Source organism: Nocardiopsis quinghaiensis (assembly GCF_008638365.1).
GTDB lineage: Bacteria > Actinomycetota > Actinomycetes > Streptosporangiales > Streptosporangiaceae > Nocardiopsis > Nocardiopsis quinghaiensis.
In genome coordinates, this window is sequence record NZ_VWVU01000007.1 from 108,400 (window position 1) to 127,587 (window position 19,188).

Here is a 19,188-nt window from a genome sequence, read left to right on the forward strand (position 1 = left end):
GGGCACGCGCCCGGTACCGCCCCGGTGTTCTCCCCCACCCCCGCCCCGCCCGTCCGGCGGCGGCGTCGACCGGGGTCGAGACCCGGTCACGTCCGGGTTCGCGTAGCCCGCCATCGTGCGTTCAATGGTGTTACTAAATCCCCGTTCATCACACGGATGATCAGCCTGGCGTCACAGCGCCGCTACGCACCGCAGGACGTCACGCCCGCGTTTCCACTACGTTTCCGCATCTTTATGCAGGAGTTCCGCAAACTCTTTCAAAGCTTGCAAGTTATTGCTAGCGTCACATCACCACGCATGCCCGGCCCGGGGCCGCCGACGAAGCGCATGCGCGACCTCCTCAGTACGGCCTCCCGGAAGGAAGACACCATGAGATTCCGCAGCGCACCAGCGGTCACGGGTATCGCCGCGATCGCACTGATGGCGACGGCGTGCGGCGGCGGTGGCGCCGACGAGGGCGGCGAGACCGCGGCCCAGGACACCCTCGTCATCTGGTCCGACCCCGAGCGCGCCGACGCCATCAAGGCCGCCGCCGCCGAGTTCGCCGAGGCCAACGGCATCGAGGTCGATGTCCAGGGTCTGGCCTTCGGCGACATCCAGGGCGACCTCCTCAACGCCCACCAGGCCGGGAACGCCCCGGACGTCTTCATCGGCGCCCACGACTGGACCGGAAACCTGGTGCGCAACGGCGCCGTCCAGCCCGTCGAACTGCCCCAGGACCGCGCCGCCGGCCTGGACGAGACCTCGCTGGACGCCCTCGGCTACGACGGACAGCTCTTCGGTGTGCCGTACTCGCAGGAGAACATCTTCCTCATGCGCAACGCCGACCTGGCTCCGGAGGCCCCCGAGACCTTCGAGGAACTGGTCGAGGTCGGCACCGAGCTCAGGGACTCCGGTGAGACCAGCGAGGTCCTGTCCATGGCCGTGGGCCAGGAGGGCGACCCCTACCGGATGAACGCCCTGTTCACCTCCGCGGGCGGCTACCTCTTCGGCCAGGACGAGGAGGGCGACTGGGACCCGAACGACCTGGGCGTGGGCTCCGACGAGTCGGTCGAGGCCATGGAGAAGATCGCCGAGTACGGTGAGGCGGGCGAGGACGTACTGCGCCGCTCCATCACCACCGACAACGACGCCTCCCTCTTCTACGAGGGCGAGGCCCCCTTCTTCGTCGCGGGCCCGTGGAACATCGCCGACGCCGACGAGGCGGGCGTCGACTACGAGATCAGCACGATCCCCGGCTTCGAGGGCGGGGAGCCGGCCAGCCCCTACATCGGCTACCAGGCCTTCTTCGTCACCGAGGGCAGCGACAACGGCGCCCTGGCCCAGGAGTTCGTGACCAACTACGTCACCGACACCGACTTCGTCCTCGACCTCTACGAGGCCGACCCGCGCATGCCGGTGCAGACCGAGGCCCTGGAGAGCGTCTCGGCCGACGACCCCAACATCGCCGCGATCGCCGAGGCCGGCGCCGAGGGCATGCCGATGCCCTCCATCCCGGAGATGGGCGAGACCTGGGAGCCGCTCGGCATCGCCCAGGCCGCCGTCATCGGCGGTGAGGACGTCCGTGAGGCCATGGAGGGCGCCCACAGCACGATCGCCGAGCAGATCGGCGAGTAGTGGTGGCTTCCAAGAGCGCCGACAGCGCGGGCGCCTCCGGACAGGGGGCGCCCGCCCGTCCGCACCTGCCAGGCGGCCGGTTCGCCGGAGGCGGGTCGATCGGCGGGCAACTCGTCAGGATCGCGCTGCTGGGCCTGTTCACCGCCCTGGGCGTGTGGGCGGTCCTGCCGCTGTACGTGGGGGGCAACTGGTGGGGTATCGGCCTGGTCGTCGCCGTGGTGGGGCTCGTCTACCGGGTCTACCTGTCCAGGCGCACCGTCCCGGCCAAGTACCTGCTCCCGGGCGTGCTGTTCCTGGTGGCCTTCCAGGTCCTGCCGGTGCTCTACACGATGAGCACCTCGGTGACCAACCTCAGCGACGGCCACCGGGGGGACAAGCAGCAGGCCATCGCCTCCATCGAGGCGTACTCGGTGACCAGCTCGGCGGACGCCGAGGAGTACACCCTGACCGTGGCGACCACCGGCGCCCCCGAAACCGGTGAACTGGTCTTCCTGCTCACCGACTCCGAGGGCGACACCTACGCCGGAACCGAGGAGGGGCTCAGCGGGCTCGACGGCGCGACCGTCGAGCCCTCGGGCAAGGTGACCGAGGCCTTCGGCCACACGATCCTGTCCCCCGCCCAGGTCAACGCGCGCAGCGACGAACTCCAGGAGTTCGCGGTACCCACCGGGGAGGGCACGGGCATCCGCTCCAGCGGACTGTCCACCGCCTTCGAGGGCAGTGCGACCCGCGTCTACGACGAGGCGTGCGACTGCGTGACCGACACCGCGACGGGGACGGTCTACCACGCCGACGACGAACGCGGCGCCTTCTACGACGAGAGCGGCGAGCGGCTGGCGCAGGGCTGGCAGGTCGGCGTGGGCTTCGACAACTTCGCCCGCTTCCTGTTCAACCCGACCTTCGCCTCCTCCTTCTTCACCATCCTGGTGTGGAACATCGCCTTCGCCGTCTCCGTCACCTTCCTGGTGTTCGTGCTGGGGCTGGCGATCGCACTCACCCTGCACGCGCCCAGGCTGCGCGGCAAGGTCGCGTACCGGGTCCTGGTGGTCCTGCCGTACGCGATGAGTTCGCTGGCGATGTTCCTGTTGTGGCGGGACATGTTCAACACCGACTTCGGCCTGTTCAACCGGGTGCTCGGCCTTGAGGTGGACTGGCTGGGTGATCCGTGGACGGCCCGGGCGGCGGTGATCCTGGCCAACGTGTGGCTGGGCTACCCGTACATGTTCCTGGTCGCCACCGGCGCCCTCCAGGCCATCCCGCGCGAGCTGGGCCAGGCGGCGCAGATCGACGGGGCGAGTGCCTGGCAGTCCTTCCGGCACGTCACCCTGCCGCTGCTGATGGTCGCGATGACGCCGATCCTGATCGCGACGTTCGCGTTCAACTTCAACAACTTCAACGCGGTGTGGCTGATCAGCCAGGGCGGGCCGTTCTCACCGGACAATCCGACGGCCGGTGCCACGGACCTGCTCATCACCTACACCTACCGGCTCGCCTTCAACGAGGCCACCGCCCAGTACGGGTACGCGGCGGCGCTGTCGGTGATGATCTTCCTGATCGTGTCGGTGCTGTCCGTGATCAGTCTGAGCAGGAGCAGTGCCCTCAAGGAGGTGGACTGATGGCGGTGGACACACCCGGCACGGTACGCGCGCCCTACCGGCGCACCACCGGAGTCCGGCTGGGCCTGTGGGCCCGCGGGAACGGCTGGCGGCACCTGGTGATGCTGGTGGTCGTGGCCTTCGCCCTGTTCCCGGTGATGTTCGTGGTGTCGGCGGCGCTCAACCCGTTGGGCACCCTGTCCAGCGCGCAGCTGTGGCCCTCCGGGGCGAGCCTGGACAACGCCGCCGACCTGTTCAGGGACACCCCGTTCGCCACCTGGTACACGAACTCGCTGTTCTTCGCCGTGACCAACGCCGCCGTGACGGTGCTGTTCTCGGCGCTGGCGGCGTACGCGTTCAGCCGGATGCGGTTCCGGGGCCGCCGGGTGGGGCTGCTCGGACTCCTGGTCATCCAGATGTTCCCGCAGTTCCTGGCGATCGTGGCGATCTACCTGATGTTCACCAACATCGGCGAGTACTACCCCGTGATCGGCTTCGACACCCGGTGGGGACTGCTGCTGGTGTACCTGGGCGGCGCCCTGAGCATCAACACGTGGCTGATGAAGGGCTTCTTCGACACGGTGCCCAAGGAGCTGGACGAGTCCGCGCAGATGGACGGGGCCTCGCACGCGCAGGTCTTCTTCCGGATCATGCTGCCGCTGGTCACGCCGGTGCTGGCGATCGTGGCCCTGCTGGTGTTCATCGCCACCATCAACGAGTTCCTGATGGCGAGCGTGTTCCTGCGCGACACCGACGCCAAGACACTGGGCCTGGGGCTCTACCAGCTGGTGGCCTCGCAGCGCAACGCGAACTTCGGCATGTTCGCGGTGGGAGCCATCATGCTGTCCCTGCCCACCCTGGCGGTGTTCTGGTTCCTCCAGCGCTACATCACCGAGGGCCTGACCGCGGGAGCCGTCAAGGGCTGAGACGGCCGTGAGGAACAAGGAGGGGCGCCCCGAGCGGGGCCGCCCCTCCTTGTTCCTCACGTGCTCGCAAGCTCGCGTGCGGCGGGCGGACCCGCCAGCACGCGAAAAGCACGGACTACTTCTTCTTCTTGTCCTCGGCACCACCGCTGTCGGTGGACAGAGCGGAGATGAAGGCCTCCTGGGGCACCTCGACCCGGCCGACCATCTTCATCCGCTTCTTGCCCTCCTTCTGCTTCTCCAGCAGCTTGCGCTTACGGCTGATGTCACCGCCGTAGCACTTGGCGAGCACGTCCTTGCGGATGGCGCGGATGTTCTCGCGGGCGATCACCCGGGCGCCGATGGCCGCCTGGATGGGCACCTCGTACTGCTGCCGGGGGATGAGCTCGCGCAGCTTCTTGGTCATCTCCACACCGTAGGCGTAGGCCTTCTCCCTGTGCACGATCGCGGAGAAGGCGTCGACCGCCTCGCCCTGGAGCAGGATGTCGACCTTGACCAGGTCCGAGAGCTTCTCGCCGATGGGCTCGTAGTCCAGGGAGGCGTAGCCCTTGGTACGGGACTTGAGGTGGTCGAAGAAGTCGAAGACGATCTCGGCCATGGGCAGCACGTAGCGCATCTCCACGCGGTCCTCGGACAGGTAGTCCATGCCCTGGAGATCACCCCGCCGCTCCTGGCACAGCTCCATGATCTGGCCGATGTGCTCGGAGGGGCTGAGCAGCGTGGCCTTGACCATCGGCTCGTAGATCGAGGCGATCTTCCCGGTCGGGAACTCGCTGGGGTTGGTGACCGTGTGCTCCTCGCCGTCCTCCATCTCCACGCGGTAGATCACGTTGGGCGCGGTGGAGATGAGGTCGAGGTTGAACTCGCGCTCCAGGCGGGCCCGGGTGATCTCCAGGTGGAGCAGGCCGAGGAAGCCGCAGCGGAAGCCGAAGCCCAGCGCTGCGGAGGTCTCCGGCTCGAACGCCAGGGACGCGTCGTTGAGCTGGAGCTTCTCCAGCGCGTCGCGCAGCACCGGGTAGTCGGTGCCCTCGATCGGGTACAGGCCCGAGAACACCATGGGCTTGGGCTCGTGGTAGCCCTCGAGCATCTCGGTGGCGGAGTGGGCCAGGGTGGTGATGGTGTCACCGACCTTGGACTGGCGCACGTCCTTGACCCCGGTGATGATGTAGCCGACCTCGCCCACGGCCAGGCCGCCGCACTTGGTGGGCTCGGGCGAGCTCACGCCGATCTCCAGGATCTCGTGCGAGGCGCGGGTGGACATCATCTGGATGCGCTCGCGCGGGCTGAGGTGGCCGTCCACGACGCGGACGTAGGTCACCACGCCGCGGTAGGTGTCGTAGACCGAGTCGAAGATCATCGCGCGGGCCGGAGCGTCGGCGTCGCCGACGGGCGGCGGAATCTGGGTGACGATCTCGTTGAGCAGCTCCTCGACACCCGCGCCGGTCTTGGCGCTGACCTTGAGCACCTCGGAGGGTTCGCAGCCGATGATCCCGGCGAGCTCCTCGGCGTACTTCTCCGGCTGCGCGGCCGGGAGGTCGATCTTGTTGAGCACCGGGATGATGGTGAGGTCGTTCTCCAGCGCCATGTACAGGTTGGCCAGGGTCTGCGCCTCGATGCCCTGCGCCGCGTCCACCAGCAGGACCGCGCCCTCGCAGGCGGCCAGGGAGCGCGAGACCTCGTAGGTGAAGTCGACGTGGCCGGGGGTGTCGATGAGGTCGAGCGTGTAGGTCTGGTCGTCGAGCGCGGTGAAGGGGATCCGCACGGCCTGCGACTTGATGGTGATGCCGCGCTCGCGCTCGATGTCCATGCGGTCCAGGTACTGGGCGCGCATCTGGCGGTCCTTGACGACCCCGGTGATCTGGAGCATCCGGTCGGCCAGCGTCGACTTGCCATGGTCGATGTGCGCGATGATGCAGAAGTTGCGGATCAGCGCAGGATCGGTCCAGTTCGGCTGTGCCACCGTGCTCCGTTCACAGGTTGGGTCCGGGTCGTGTGCGCCTCGCGGCGGCCACCCCGCCGCGGCGTGGGCCAACGGCGTCCTCCATCATCCCACGGCGGCCGGGTCGTCCTCTCCTGGACGGCCGCGGTCCGTACGGCAGTATGGGGCTCGGGCGTGGGACTCGCGTCCAGATTATGCGACCCGGCACCGGAAACGGGCCGCACGGGGACAGGCGGCGCGGAGGGCTCGGACGTGGGAGGAGCGGGCGGTTGACTTCCTCCCCCTCTGAAGGAGGGGGATTCCGACCGTCCCTTGCCGGGACGGTTCCGCTTACACGGACTGCCTCACGACAGCGGTTTCCTGCTTCGTCGCCGACCGCGGAAGGGAGGACCCTTGCCGTCTGACACCAGCTCCACAGGCATCACCCGCGTGTTCGCGGGCTGCGGCTCGACCAGCCGCAAGGATGTTCTTCGCCGCGTTCACATCACGGTCGTGCCGTGTGCGGCAGGCCGGGCACGTCCAATAGCGGGTGCCCAAGGAAAGCCTGTCCAGCAGATACCCGCACTCCGAACAGGTCTTACTGCTGGGAAACCACCGATCCACCACCGCCACGACGCGACCGGCCCGCTGGGCTTTGTACTCCAATTGGCGGCGAAACTCCCCCAACCCGGCGTCCAGCACCGACCGGTTGAGTCCGGCCTTGGCGCGGACGTTGCGACCGGGTGCCTCGACGGTGCCTCGGGCAGAGGCAGTCATGCCGGACACGTTCAAGTCCTCGATCGCGATCACGTCGTGCTCGCGCACCAGCCGCGTGGTCACCTTGTGCAGAAAGTCGTTACGGGCGTGGCGGACCTTGCGGTGCGCGACCGCGACCCTGCGCTTGGCCTTGCGCCGGTTGTGGGACCCGCGCTGCTTGCGGGCCATGCGGCGCTGGTAGCGGGCCAGGTTCCTGGCCTTGCTCTCCACATGGCGGGGGTTGGCGATCTTCTCCCCCGTGGACAGGGTGGCGAAGTCCTTGACCCCCACGTCCACACCGATCTCGGCCCCGGACTCGGGGGCGGGTTCGGGTGCGTCGAGCTCGACGGCGAAGGTGGTGTACCAGCGCCCGTCCGCCTCGCGGGAGACGACCACGGTGGTCGGGTTGAGCGTGGCGAGGTCGACGTCATCGAACGACCACGCCACCTTCAGCGGGGTGTCGTGCTTGGCCAGGAACAACTCGCCGTTCTTGATGCGAAACGCCGAGCGGGTGTAGTGCGCCGACTGGCGGCCGTTGCGGTTCTTGAACCTCGGGTAGCGGGCGCGCCCGGCGAAGAAATTCTGCAACGCCGAGTGCTGGTGGCGCAGTGTCTGCTGCAACGGTACCGAGGACACCTCGGACAAAAACGCCAGGTCCTGGGTCTTCTTCCACCCGGTCAGCGCGGCGTCGGTTTGTTTGTAGGAGGTGTTCTCGCCGTGCTGGTGGTAGGCGGTGTGGCGCTGGGCGAGGGTTGTGTTCCACACCAGGCGCACGCATCCGAACGTGCGGCCCAGTTGGGTCGCTTGTTCGGGGTCCGGGTAGGCCCGGCACTTGTACGCCATCCGCATACAGCAAAGTTTACACAAAGGAGATGCATGAGTAAGGCGAAACGGGGATGTGCTGGTCACCTGTCCCGGATTCCTCCCCGACGTGAACGACGGGGCATCCTCCGGGAGACCCGGTGAAGTGGCTTTTGACACGGCTGTTGGCCGGACTGGCCGCGGTCGCGGTCGTGGTGGTGGGAGCGGGGGCGCTGCTCGCCCACCAGTTCTCGGGGGAGCCGGAGCCGTGGGCCTCCTCCCAGGGTGCCGACGCGGCGTGGGTGGGTTCGTGGGAGGACACCGGCGCCCTGGAACGGGTGCTCGGCACCGGCGGGGTGGACACGGTGTACGTGTACGCGGGCGACATCGACGCCGAGGGCGCGGTCGAGCGCGTGGAGGACACCGGAGCGCTGCTGTCCTGGCTGGAGGAGGAGTACCCGGACGTGCGCGCGCTGGCGTGGCTGCGGCACGTGGAGAGCGGATCGTCGCTGGTCCGGGACCGGCTCGACGGGGAGGCCCGCGAGGCGCTCGCCCCGGCGGTGGCCGAGGTGGCCGCGGACGGGTTCGCGGGGGCGCACCTGGAGATCCGGCCGGTGACCGTGAACGACCCGTCGGTTCCCACGCTGATGTCGATGGTGCGCGAGGAGTTGGGCGAGGACCAGGTGCTCTCGGTGCAGTCCCACCACGTGGAGCTGGTGCCGGGCGGGCGGGTGCCGTCCTTCGTCATGGAGCGCGAGGAGAAGTACTGGTCCAAGGGGTACCTGGCGCGGGTGGCCGAGCACGCGGACGAGGTGGTGCTGCCGGGCGTGGGCGCCGGGATGCCCGGGGAGTCACTGTACGGCGGGTTCGTGGTCCGGCAGGTGACCGAGGCGGTGACCGCCCTGCGCGGACGCGGGGACGTGGCGGTGCGGTTCGGACTACCCACGCACGGCGGCGGCGCGTGGGCGCCGGAGGACTCGGAGGAGTCGGTGGCGACCGCGCTGGCCGCCGTACGGTTGGGAGTGACCAGGGCGGAGCCGCCGGAGGGGATGACGGTGGGAGTGGCGTTCTACCTGGGGGACGAGGCGACCGAGAAGGACGTGGCCGCCTACACTGCGGGGTGGCTGCCCTCCTGAGGCGCGGCAGGCGCCCGTGAGGACCGCACGGACTACCGCGAGGGCGCGTACGTGTCCTTCGCGGGTCCGAGCGGTGCCTCGTGTGAGGCATACTGGAAACCCGTGTCTCGGACTTCCACGTTCGATTTTTGAGCCCCGTGGACTCACACACCCGGCGCCGGTACCCACGCTGGCTTCTCGCGGAACGGCTGCCCGCGAGCTGAGCCGCTGGTCCGACCGGCGCGATGATCAGATTAACTTGGAGCACGTTTTCGCATGGCGAACATCAAGTCGCAGAAGAAGCGCATTCGGCAGAACGAGAAGGCTCGTGTCCGCAACCAGTCGGTGCGCTCCTCGCTGAAGACGGCCATCCGCAAGTTCCGCGAAGCTGCCGAGGCCGGGGACATCGAGAAGGCCACCGTCGCGCAGCGCACCGCCGCGCGCGCGCTGGACAAGGCGTCCAGCAAGGGCGTCATCCACAAGAACCAGGCCGCGAACCGCAAGAGCTCGCTCTCCAAGCGCCTGCACGAGCTGCAGTCCGCCTGAGGACCCGCCTTCTGAACCCCGGTCCGGTGTCCGCCACCGGTCCGGGGTTTTCTCTGCCCGGGTCGGAGCACCGCCGCCGGAGTTGTCCACAGCTCGAAATCGGCCGCTGACACAGCGTTCCCGGCTTCCTAACGTAGCCTTATGACCGCTCAGCGCCGTCCCCGGCGCCACTCCCCCGTGCCCGACCAGCAGGAACGACTCCGCGCGCTCACCCTGGACGCCTCCCCCGCCGCCCGGCGTCTGCGCGCGCGTATCCCCCGGCCGCCCGTGGATCCCGCGCCGCCTTCCGACGGCCCGCCGGTCCCGAGCGCGCCCTACGCCGTGGCCGCGCGGACCCCGTACCGCCCTCCGGACTCCGGAGGCGCGCCTCCCCGGCCCCGCGGGACCCGTCCCGCGCCCGGGGAGGCTCGCGTCTCCCCCGACGCGCGGCCCGGACGGGACCCGGGCGGCCTGCTCCCGGTGCCCCCGTCCGACACCACGCCGACGCGGCCCGTGCCGGAGAGGCGCCCGGCCTCCTCCCGGGAGCCGGCCGGGTCCGCCGGGGACGGGGCCTCCCGGGACCGCGCCCGGGAGGCCGGCCCGGGCCCGTGGCACGATCCGACCGAGGGCCGGCACCGGCGCCCGGCGCGTCCCCCGTCGGGGTACACGGAGTTCGCCCCGGAGCCGCCGGACCCGCTCCTGGAGCGGTTGGCCCGGCGGTGGGCGCCCAACGCGGTGCTGTCCCGCCGGGCGGTGCTCGCCCTGCTCGTGCTGGGGGCGCTGGCCGTCGCGCTGGTGCTGGCGCTGCACGACCGGCCGACCACGGTGTCCGCCCCGGAGATGGTCACCCGGGCCGCGTCCGCCGAGCACCCGGCCGGGGAGGAGGGCAGTGGCGCCTCCGAGACGGCGGAGGCCGCAGCGGCTCAGGAGGACCTGGTCGTGCACGTGGGCGGTGAGGTGGAGGACGCGGGGCTGTACACGCTGCCCCCGGGGTCGCGGGTCGCCGACGCGGTGGAGGAGGCCGGCGGCGCGGTCTCCGGGGCCGACCTCGACCTGCTCAACCTGGCGCGTCCGCTGGTCGACGGCGAACAGGTCCTGGTGGGTGTCCCCCCGCCCGCGGGCGGGGCCGGGGCCGCCGGAGCCGGTTCGCAGGGGATCGGCGGGCCGGTGGACGTCAACCGGGCCGACAAGGCGCTGTTGGAGACCCTGCCGGGCATCGGCCCGGTGATCGCCGACAACATCATCGCCTACCGGGAGGAGCACGGTCCCTTCGCCAGCGTCGAGGATCTCGTCAACGTGAGCAAGATCGGCGAGAAGGTGCTCGACACCCTCGGACCCCACGTGACGGCGGGGTGACCCGGCCGTGGTGACGTGGCTGGGAACGGACGCCTACGGGCTGGACCGGCCACCCGACCTCCGGCTCCTGGTACCGGCGGTGGCGGCCTGGCTCACCGCGCTGGCGGCGCTCGCCGTGCCGCCGTGGACGGCTTGGGCGCTCGGCGGGGTGGCGGGGTGCGCGGCGGTCGGTCTGCTCGCGGTGACCCGACCGCCGCTGGAGGCGGTGGCGCTCACCGCCGTGGCGTCGCTGGCCTGCGCGGCCACGGTGGCGGCGGTGACCGGCGTCCACGTGCACAGGGTGGCCGAGAGCGCGGCCCGGGAGGTGTCGGAGCACCGGCGCGGGACGGAGTTCGAGGCGGTGGTGAGCGCCGATCCGGGGTCGCGTGCGGGGATACCCCGGCCCGGACGCGCGGAGTGGGTGGTCAGGGCCAGGACCTCGTGGGTGCGGACGGGGGACGGGGTCCGGGCCTCCCGTGCGCCGGTGGTGGTCCTGGCCTCGGGCGAGGGCTGGCACGACCTGTTGCCCGGCCAGTCCTTCCGGGCACGGGGCGTCTTCCTGGGCACGGAGGACGAACCGCTCACCGCCGCGCTGGTGCTGGTGCGCGGACCGCCCGAGGAGGTGGGCGGACCCAGCCGGTCGCAGGCCCTGGCCGGGCGGGTGCGGGCGCGGCTGCGCGAGGCCGCCTCCGTGCTGCCCCAGCCCGGGCGCGGACTCCTTCCGGCCCTGGTCGTCGGCGACGTGTCCCTGGTCCCGCCGGAGACCGCCGAGGACTTCCGTGCGACGGGGATGACGCACCTGCTGACCGTCAGCGGTGCCAACCTGGCGGTCCTGACGGGCCTGGTGCTGGCGACGGCCAGGCTGGTGCGGGCTCCTCCGTGGTGTTCGGTGGTGGGCGGCACGGCGATGATCTGGGTGTTCGTCCTGGTGTGCCGGCCGGAGCCGAGTGTGGTGCGCGCCGCGTTCATGGGATCGCTGGGGCTGCTGGCCATCGCCACCGGACGCGCCCACGCGGCGCTCGGCGCGCTGAGCGTGACCGTGGTCGGGGTGCTGTTCGTCGCCCCGGGGCTGGCCGCCTCCTTCGGTTTCGCGCTGTCGGTGCTGGCGACCGCGGGCATCCTGCTGCTGGTGCCGCCGTGGACACGGGCGTGGTCGGGGCGCCTGCCGCGTCCGCTGGCGGAGGCCCTCGCCGTGGCGGTGGCCGCCCAGGTGGCGGTCTCGCCCGTGCTGGTACTGCTGTCGGGTGAGCTGTCGTGGGTGGCGGTCCCGGCGAACGTGCTGGCCGCCCCGGTGGTCGCGGCGGTGACCGTGGCGGGGTCGGCGGTGGCGGCCCTGGCCACGGTGTGGCCGGACGCGGCGGCGGTGGCGGTCCGCCTTCCGGGGCTGGGGGTGTCGTGGATCGCGGCGGTGGCCCAGGCCGGTGCACGGGTACCCCACGGTGCGCTGCCGTGGCGCTCCGACGTGGTGGGAGGCCTGTTCCTGGCCGCCGTGCTGGCGGTACTGGTGTTCACGCACGGGCGGTTCCGCCGTGTGGTCGCCGCCGTCGTGGTGGCCGTGCTGGTCCTGGCCCTGGCCGCCCGGTGCGTGCCGGGCGGCTGGCCGCCGCCGAGGTGGGCGCTGGTGGCGTGCGACGTCGGCCAGGGCAGCGCGTTCGTGCTGTCGGCGGGACCGGACTCGGCGATCGTCTCCGACACCGGCGAGGACCCGGAAGCGGTCGACGCCTGCCTGGAGCGCCTGGGGGTGCGTGAGATCCCGCTGCTGCTCCTGAGCCACGACCACGCCGACCACGTGGACGGAACGCCCGGGGTCCTGCGGCACCGGCGGGTGCACACCGCTCTGGCTCCGCCGGGGTTCGGCGACAGCGCCACCGGCCGGTTGCTCGCCGGTGCCGGTGTGGAGCTGCTGGGGGCCGAGCGCGGCCAGCGGCTGAGGGTGGGTCCGTGGCTGCTGCGCGTGTTGTGGCCGAGTGCGGGCTTCTCGGGTTCGGTGAACGACGCCTCGGTGGTGGCGCGGGCGGACGGGACGGCCCTGTCGGTACTGCTGACGGGCGACATCGAGGAGGAGGCGCAGCGAGGGCTGCTGCGGGGACCGGACGCGGACCTGCTGCCGGTGACCGTTCTGGCCGTCCCCCACCACGGGGCGGGCACCCAGGAACCGGCCTTCCTGGAGGCCACGGACCCGGTGGTGTCGGTGACCTCGGTGGGTGCGGACAACACCTACGGGCATCCGGCGCCGTTCACGTGGAGGACGCTGGAGCGGGTGGCGCGGGTGAACCTGCGCACCGACAGGGACGGGGACGTGGCGGTGCTGGACGGCGGCGGTTCCGGACCGGGCACGGCGGTGGTGCGCGGACCCGGCACCACGCGGTAGGACGTGTTCCGTGGACACCGCCCGTCGCGCGGCGGTGCGTTCCCTCCGGACGCGTCCTGGGCGCCCGGCTGGTCTGTGGGGCGTGGCATGCTCTGTTGTATGCCTGCACCCGCCCTGCTCACGATCATCGTCGGGGACGAGGAACTCCTCGTCGACCGGGCCGTCGCCGCCATCGTCGCGGAGGTCCGCGAGTCCGACCCCGAGGTGGACGTCCATGACCTCATGCCCGCCCAGGTGGGGATGTCCACGCTCGTCGAGGTCACCTCGCCCTCGCTGTTCGGTGACCGGCGGGTGGTGGTGCTGCGCTCGTCCCAGGACCTGACCAAGGACCTGGCGGCGACCGTCACCGACTACCTCAAGGACCCCGCCGACGACGTCAACCTCGTGCTCACGCACGCGGGCGGCAACAAGGGCAAGGCACTGCTGCAGGCGGCGGTCAAGGCGGGTGCCCGGCGGGTGGACTGCAAGGGCCCGAGCAAGTCCGCCGAGCGGGTGGCCTTCGTCAGGAACGAGTTCTCCCGGGCCGGGCGCCAGATCACCGCCGACGCCGCGCAGGCGCTGGTGGACTCGATCGGCAGCGAGCTGCGCGAGATCGCGGCGGCCTGTACCCAGCTGGTCGCCGACACCGAGGGCCGGGTGGACGCCGCGGCGGTGGCCCGCTACCACTCCGGCAGGGCGGAGGTCTCCGGGTTCACGGTGGCCGACCGCGCCGTGGAGGGCCGTCTGCCCGAGGCGCTGGAGCAGCTGCGCTGGTCGCTGTCGGTGGGTACCGCCCCGGTGCTGATCAACAGCGCCCTGGCCGGTGCGGTGCGCGGGATCGCCGTGGCCGCCCAGCCGCCGCGCGGCGTCCCCGAGGCGGAGCTGGCCAAGCAGGCCAGGGTGCCTCCGTGGAAGCTGCGTACCCTGCGCCAGCAGGCCCGTGGGTGGAGCCCGGCGGGGGTCACCCGGGCCATGGCGGTGATCGCCGAGACCGACGCGCTCATCAAGGGCGCCGGACGCGATCCCGAGTACGCGCTGGAGCGCGCCGTGATCGAGATCGCCCGGGCACGCGGCAGGCGCTGAGGCCGCGCCTCAGCGGATGGTCCGGCCGCCCTGCCACACGCGCAGGGTGTTCAGGCCCATCGACCAGGCGAACGCGCCCTCGTGGTCGGCGTCCCACTGGACGAGGTCGGCCAGGCTGCCTGGTGCGAGCACACCGCGGTCGCCCAGGCCCAGGGCGCGGGCGCTGCCCACCGTGGCGGCGTGCAGCGCCTCCTGGACCGTCATCTCGAACATGGAGATGGCCAGCGAGATCACCAGCGGCATCGACATCGTCCCGGACTGCCCGGGGTTGTGGTCGGTGCCCAGGCCGATCGGTACCCCGTGGTCGAGCAGGGTCCGCACCGGCGGAGTGCGGCGCTCGTGCAGCGAGGTGGTCGGGCAGGCCACCACCGGTGTGCGCGTGGCGGCCAGCGCCAGGACGTCCTCCTCGTCGGTCTCGTGCAGCAGGTCCACCGACGAACAGCCCATCTCGGCGGCCATCCGCACGGCACCGTGCCGGGGCCGGGAACAGGCGTGCAGCGTGGTGCGCAGCCCCACCGACTGGCCCACGCCCAGCAGCATGTGGGCGTCCTCGGTGGTGAACTGCTGGTTGTCGCAGTACACGTCCACCCCGTCGGCCCCGGCCAGGGCGGCGTCGTTGAGCCAGGAGGCCGCGGCGGCCACGTACTCCCGGGGACGTCCGAAGAACTCGGGCGGCACCCCGTGCGCGGGGAAGAAGGTGACGTTCAGGCGCGGCATGCCCGGCTCCTCCTCCAGGGAGCGCAGCAGGCGCACGTCGGCCAGTTCCCCGTCCCTGGTCAGGTGGTACCCGGTCTTGGCCTCCACCGTGGTACTGCCGGTCAACACCCAGTGCCTGAGCCGCTCACGGACCGCGTTGCACAAGGTCCACGGGTCGGTACCCCGGGTGATGGTCACGGTCGTGGAGACGCCGCCTCCCGCTGCGAAGATGTCCCCCTTGGACGCGCCCTTGGCCCACATGTTGACCTCGGCGTAGCGGTCGCCGGCGTACACCGGATGGCAGTGGGCGTCGACCAGGCCGGGGGTGATCATGCCGCCGCCGATGTTGACGACGTCGTCGACGTCGGTGAGGTCCTCCACCACGCCCGGGATGCGCTGGGGCAGCTCGGCGGCGGGACCCAGCCAGGCCACGCGGTCGTCGTCCATCAGGAGCGCGGCCTTGGTGAACAGCTCGTTCCCGGTCCACAGCCGTCCGATGTTGCTGAGGAGTACTACCGCCATGGGATCGCCCGTCCTCGCCGGTCAGCTCCGCCGCTGTGGCTGGGGGACACGGTCGTGGGATACACGGACGGGCATGACGACCTCGTATCTGGAGCGGTCCGACAGAGCCGGTGGGGGCAGCCGGACGGCCGCCGCGGTGCCGGACAGTGGGGGAGTGTCGGCTGTCGCCGGAACAGCGGCCACTGACGGCCAGTGCTTCAGAACCGTAGTCCATCCGCGGACTCCGTGTACACCTCCTCCTGGCGGCGAATGCGAACATACCGGAGCAGGATTCGCGAGTACTCCGGGTGACGAGCGCCACGAACAGCCGCGCTGGGCCGCGAACGCGTCCGGACGGCACGAGTGGGACACGCCTGGGGCGTGGGCGGTCCATCGGACACAAGAGGGCCGGGACACCCCTGTCGGGGCGCCCCGGCCCTCGGCCGTCACGGTGCGCGGTGTACCACGCTGTTCTCAGACCGCGCTGGGCGTGTACTCGTTCAGCTTGGCGGCGAGCGGCTCGGGGACGAAGGCGTGGATCGCCGTGCCCTCGGCGGTGTGCTCCTCGCTGAGGATGCGCCCCTCCTCGTGCACCCGGGCGACGAGGTCGCCCCGGGAGTACGGAACGAGCGCGCGCACCTCGTGCGCCAGTTCGGGCAGCGCCTCGGCCAGGGCCGCCACCAGTTCGGGCACGCCCTCCCCGGTGCGGGCCGAGACCTCGACCATGTCCGGATAGCGGGTACGCAGCGCCCTGAGCACGTCGGGGTCGGCGGCGTCCACCTTGTTGACCACGACGAGTTCGGGCACGTCGACGGCGTCGATGTCGCCGAACACCTCGCGGACCGCGCTGATCTGGGTCTCGGGGTCGGGGTGGGACCCGTCGACCACGTGCACGATCAGGTCGGAGTCGGCGACCTCCTCCAGGGTGGACCGGAAGGCCTCCACCAGCTGGTGCGGCAGGTGCCGGACGAAGCCGACGGTGTCGCTGAGCGTGAATCCGCGGCCGTCGGGCGTACGCGCCTGTCGGACGGTCGGGTCCAGGGTGGCGAACAGGGCGTTCTCCACCAGGACGCCGGCGCCGGTCAGCCGGTTGAGCAGGCTCGACTTGCCCGCGTTGGTGTACCCGGCGATGGCCACGGACGGCACCTCGCGGGTGCGGCGGACGTCGCGCTTGACCTCGCGCGCGGTGCGCATGTGGGCGAGCTGGCGCCGCAGCTTGGCCATCTTGTCGTTGATGCGTCGGCGGTCGGTCTCGATCTTGGTCTCACCGGGACCGCGCAGGCCCACGCCGCCGCCGGATCCGCCGCCGGAGCCACCCGCCTGACGGGACAGGGAGTCACCCCAGCCACGCAGTCGCGGCAGCAGGTAGCTGAGCTGGGCGAGCTCGACCTGGGCCTTGCCCTCGCTGCTACGCGCGTGCTGGGCGAAGATGTCCAGGATCAGGGCGGTGCGGTCGATCACCTTGACCTTGACCACGTCCTCCAGCTGGCGCAGCTGGCCCGGGGTGAGTTCCCCGTCGCAGATCACGGTGTCGGCGCCGGTGGCCTCCACGACGTCGTGCAGCTCGGCGGCCTTGCCCTTGCCGACGTAGGTGGCGGGGTCGGGCTTGGAGCGGCGCTGGGTGAGGCCTTCGAGGACGAGGGCGCCCGCGGTCTCGGACAGGGCCGCCAGCTCGACGAGCGAGTTGTCGGCCTCGGTCTGGGTCCCGCTGGTCCACACGCCGATGAGGACGACGCGCTCCAGCCGCAGGGACCGGTACTCGACCTCGGTGACGTCGGTGAGCTCGGTGGAAAGCCCCTGCACGCGGCGCAGCGCGTGACGCTCGGCGAGTTCCATCTCGCCCTGGTCGGGGGCGTTGTTCGGGTCGTCGTAGCGGTCGCCGCCGGTGGCCTGGGCCTCGCGGGACGCGTCTGTTGCGTTGACCCCGTCCCCGACGGTGATCGCCTCGCGGAACGCGTCCTCGGCCTCGTGGCCGTGACGGGCGCTTCCGCGGGTGTCAGCTGTATTCATATCCCTCCAGGTGGGTCAACGTGATCGCCACCGTGATTCTTCCCGTGGCCGGGCCGTGGCGGTGCCCTGTCGAGTCGATGGTGACACCTCGTCTTCGCCGGGGCACCTGAATTATCGCAGGACGCGCGGCGGAGCACGGCACCGCGCGCGGACGCGGGGCGGATCCGCGTCACCTCCGGCCAAGAACCCGAGAACTCACGCGGAGAAGTTTTTACGACCTTCCCGTAGCGGGAAACTTCCCGGTCATGTGAGACACGCGCGACGTTGACCGCCCGAAGAACCGGACGGTAACTTAGTTTTCCACATACCAGAAGCTTATTTCGTATTGCGGAAGGTTTTCCATGGGCGCCACGCACGGGGTCGAGATCACAGGTCCCCTCCACGAACGGTTCGACGAGATCCTCACCGAGGACGCCCTCGCCCTCGTCGCCGAGCTGCACCGCACCTTCGAGGGGCGCCGTCAGGAGCTCCTCGCCGCGCGCGAGGCCCGGCAGGAGCAGATCTCGGCGGGTGCCGACCTCGACTTCCTCCCCGAGACCAAGCACATCCGCGAGGACGACGGCTGGCGGGTCGCCCCGCCCGCCCCGGGCATCACGGACCGGCGGGTCGAGATCACCGGCCCCACCGACCGCAAGATGACCATCAACGCGCTCAACTCCGGCGCCAAGGTGTGGCTGGCCGACTTCGAGGACGCCAACACCCCGCTGTGGGAGAACATGATCGGCGGGCAGCTCAACCTGCGCGACGCGCTCGACCGCCAGGTCGACTTCACCTCGCCCCAGGGCAAGGCCTACGCGCTGAAGGAGGACGACGAGCTCGCCACCATCGTCGTGCGCCCGCGCGGCTGGCACCTGGACGAGAAGCACATCCTCGTGGACGGGCGGCGTGTCAGCGGCGGCATCGTCGACTTCGCCCTCTACTTCTTCCACTGCGCCCAGCGCCAGATCGACAAGGGCAAGGGCCCCTACTTCTACCTGCCCAAGATGGAGAGCCACCTGGAGGCCCGCCTCTGGAACGACATCTTCGTCCTGGCCCAGGAGCGCCTGGGGATCGCGCGCGGCACCATCCGCGCCACCTGCCTGATCGAGACCATCCCGGCCGCGTTCGAGATGGAGGAGATCCTCTACGAGCTGCGTGAGCACTCCGCCGGGCTCAACGCGGGCCGCTGGGACTACCTGTTCAGCATCATCAAGGTCCACCGCACCCGCGGCCGCGGCTTCCTGCTCCCCGAGCGCAACGCCGTCACCATGACCGCGCCGATGATGCGGGCCTACACCGAACTGCTGGTCAAGACCTGCCACAAGCGCGGAGCGCACGCCATCGGGGGCATGGCGGCCTTCATCCCCTCCCGCAAGGACGAGGAGGTCAACAAGGTCGCCTTCGCCAAGGTCCGCGACGACAAGTCCCGCGAGTCCGGCGACGGCTTCGACGGCTCCTGGGTCGCCCACCCCGACCTGGTCCCGGTCGCCATGGAGATCTTCGACGGCGTCCTGGGCGAGCGCCCGAACCAGATCGACAAGCAGCGCCCCGAGGTGGAGGTGTCCGCCGCCGACCTGCTCGCCGTCAGCCGGACCCCGGGCGGTGTCACCCTCGCCGGTCTGCGCGGCAACATCAACGTCGCCCTGCAGTACCTGGCGTCGTGGATGGGCGGCAACGGCGCGGTGGCCATCCACAACCTGATGGAGGACGCCGCGACCGCCGAGATCTCGCGCTCCCAGATCTGGCAGTGGCTGCACAACGACATCACCCTCGACAACGGCCCCAAGGTCACCGCCGACCTGGTCAAGGAGATCATCGACGAGGAGCTGGCGGCCATCCGGGAGTCCCTGGGCCAGAACTTCGACGAGGCCCTGTTCAAGCAGGCCACCGAGCTGTTCACCGAGGTCGCCCTCGCCGACGACTACGTCGACTTCCTGACGCTTCCCGCCTACGAGCGCATGCCGTAATTCCGACACAAATTCCA

At 70.8% G+C, this 19,188-nt stretch carries 13 protein-coding genes; 9 read left to right on the forward strand and 4 right to left on the reverse strand.

Annotated features, from left to right (window positions below):
- Positions 1-369 precede the first annotated feature (369 nt).
- The 3 genes from FYX01_RS15905 to FYX01_RS15915 are packed head-to-tail and all read left to right on the forward strand — an operon-like array spanning position 370 to position 4,138.
- Entirely contained in the window at positions 370-1,617 is a 1,248-nt protein-coding gene (locus FYX01_RS15905; RefSeq protein WP_150242094.1) for a sugar ABC transporter substrate-binding protein, read from the forward strand.
- Positions 1,617-3,233 (forward strand): ABC transporter permease subunit, encoded by a 1,617-nt coding sequence (locus tag FYX01_RS15910; protein ID WP_150242096.1) that lies wholly within the window; start codon positions 1,617-1,619, stop codon positions 3,231-3,233. The genes FYX01_RS15905 and FYX01_RS15910 overlap by 1 nt, the downstream gene beginning before the upstream one ends.
- Complete coding sequence (locus FYX01_RS15915; RefSeq protein WP_150242098.1) at positions 3,233-4,138, forward strand: sugar ABC transporter permease; 906 nt, start codon at positions 3,233-3,235, stop codon at positions 4,136-4,138. Before FYX01_RS15910 ends, FYX01_RS15915 begins: the two co-directional genes overlap by 1 nt.
- A gap of 115 nt (positions 4,139-4,253) precedes the next feature.
- Here FYX01_RS15915 and lepA read toward each other — a convergent pair whose 3' ends face one another.
- The gene (lepA, locus tag FYX01_RS15920; protein ID WP_150242100.1) at positions 4,254-6,095 is read right to left on the reverse strand and encodes a translation elongation factor 4; all 1,842 of its coding nucleotides are present in this window, start codon (positions 6,093-6,095) and stop codon (positions 4,254-4,256) included.
- A gap of 309 nt (positions 6,096-6,404) precedes the next feature.
- Entirely contained in the window at positions 6,405-7,658 is a 1,254-nt protein-coding gene (locus tag FYX01_RS15925) for an RNA-guided endonuclease InsQ/TnpB family protein (protein ID WP_150242102.1), read from the reverse strand.
- Positions 7,659-7,771: 113 nt separating this feature from the next.
- On the opposite strand from FYX01_RS15925, the gene FYX01_RS15930 reads away from it, so the two are divergent.
- The 5 genes from FYX01_RS15930 (at position 7,772) to holA (ending at position 14,018) form a co-directional block, all read left to right on the forward strand.
- Positions 7,772-8,746, forward strand: a complete 975-nt coding sequence (locus tag FYX01_RS15930; RefSeq protein ID WP_150242103.1) for a hypothetical protein — start codon at positions 7,772-7,774, stop codon at positions 8,744-8,746.
- 255 nt (positions 8,747-9,001) lie between these two features.
- Positions 9,002-9,271: a 30S ribosomal protein S20 gene (gene rpsT, locus FYX01_RS15935; RefSeq protein WP_150242105.1), complete on the forward strand. Its 270-nt coding sequence runs from the start codon at positions 9,002-9,004 to the stop codon at positions 9,269-9,271.
- 141 nt (positions 9,272-9,412) lie between these two features.
- Positions 9,413-10,606, forward strand: a complete 1,194-nt coding sequence (locus FYX01_RS15940) for a helix-hairpin-helix domain-containing protein (protein WP_150242107.1) — start codon at positions 9,413-9,415, stop codon at positions 10,604-10,606.
- 7 nt (positions 10,607-10,613) lie between these two features.
- The gene (locus FYX01_RS15945; RefSeq protein ID WP_150242110.1) at positions 10,614-12,956 is read left to right on the forward strand and encodes a ComEC/Rec2 family competence protein; all 2,343 of its coding nucleotides are present in this window, start codon (positions 10,614-10,616) and stop codon (positions 12,954-12,956) included.
- Between the two features lie 99 nt (positions 12,957-13,055).
- Positions 13,056-14,018 carry a DNA polymerase III subunit delta gene (gene holA / locus FYX01_RS15950; RefSeq protein WP_150242112.1) on the forward strand — a complete coding sequence of 321 codons (963 nt, stop codon included), beginning with the start codon at positions 13,056-13,058 and terminating at the stop codon, positions 14,016-14,018.
- A gap of 9 nt (positions 14,019-14,027) precedes the next feature.
- Here the strand turns inward: holA and FYX01_RS15955 are convergent, their stop codons facing one another.
- Positions 14,028-15,236, reverse strand: coding sequence for an amidohydrolase family protein (locus FYX01_RS15955; protein ID WP_150242114.1), 1,209 nt, complete (start codon positions 15,234-15,236; stop codon positions 14,028-14,030).
- A 453-nt stretch (positions 15,237-15,689) separates the two neighbouring features.
- Entirely contained in the window at positions 15,690-17,225 is a 1,536-nt protein-coding gene (gene hflX / locus FYX01_RS15960; RefSeq protein WP_150242116.1) for a GTPase HflX, read from the reverse strand.
- A gap of 341 nt (positions 17,226-17,566) precedes the next feature.
- Here hflX and aceB point away from each other — a divergent pair, with 341 nt between their 5' ends.
- The gene (aceB, locus tag FYX01_RS15965; protein ID WP_150242118.1) at positions 17,567-19,171 is read left to right on the forward strand and encodes a malate synthase A; all 1,605 of its coding nucleotides are present in this window, start codon (positions 17,567-17,569) and stop codon (positions 19,169-19,171) included.
- Positions 19,172-19,188: the final 17 nt, after the last annotated feature.